This window comes from Rhizobacter sp. P2_H2, from assembly GCF_056403375.1.
The window spans coordinates 1-643 of sequence record NZ_JBFUFP010001745.1 but is presented as its reverse complement, the minus strand read 5'-3'; the positions used below and the strand labels follow the sequence as shown (position 1 = coordinate 643).

General features: G+C 61.1%; 2 protein-coding genes. Both read right to left on the bottom strand.

Annotation, left to right across the window (positions count from 1 at the left end; translation table 11 throughout):
* On the bottom strand, positions 1-289 hold a 289-nt coding region (locus AC1D15_RS35980), incomplete at its 3' end, for a hypothetical protein (protein WP_477829850.1).
* On the bottom strand, positions 282-643 hold a 362-nt coding region (locus AC1D15_RS35975), incomplete at its 5' end, for a hypothetical protein (protein WP_477829849.1). The genes AC1D15_RS35975 and AC1D15_RS35980, both read right to left, overlap by 8 nt.

Sequence of the window (643 nt, the reverse complement as noted above, 5' to 3'; positions counted from 1 at the left end):
TTGCGGCGGCACCGGCACAGTTCCGTGTCGTGACGACGGTTGGTCGACCATACTCATCCGGCAGCTTGTATTCGGTCACCACGCACAAGTCCGAAATCTCCGGCTCGACGATGGTCTTCGTCAGCCGACCTGTCGCGGGGTCGTAGTCGAATGAAGTCGTCGTCCTGATTGTCGTGGCTGACCAGGCTGGCACAGCGGCGAGCACAAGCATGCCCGAGACACACGACAAGACCGCCCGAGTGGCCACGCGCTTCCAGCGATTGAGAGGTACTGTCAGCATGTCAGTCATCGCTCAGGAGCAATTGAAGAATGGTCATGATGGTTGCCGTCGTCTGTGCCGGCAGCTGAGGGGCGGGCGCCGGCGGCAATCCTCCCGAACCAGGAACTACTGGGGTGGCCACTGTAGGCCCGCCGCGGTCGGTCACTCGCTTGGTCAATCGCCCGATGAACCAGTTGGCCGGGTCGTTGTAATACGTGCTCGCCACCACGGTTGAGTAGTCGGTGGGCGAACCGTCCGAATTCAGGATCTGCGTCGTCTCTTGGCGCAGATTGCCGTAGTGATCAGGGTCTGCGTTGAGGATCCGGGTGCGGGGCAACAGCGCGCCATTCAGATCCTTGGATTGCGCATTGATCTCCGACGGAT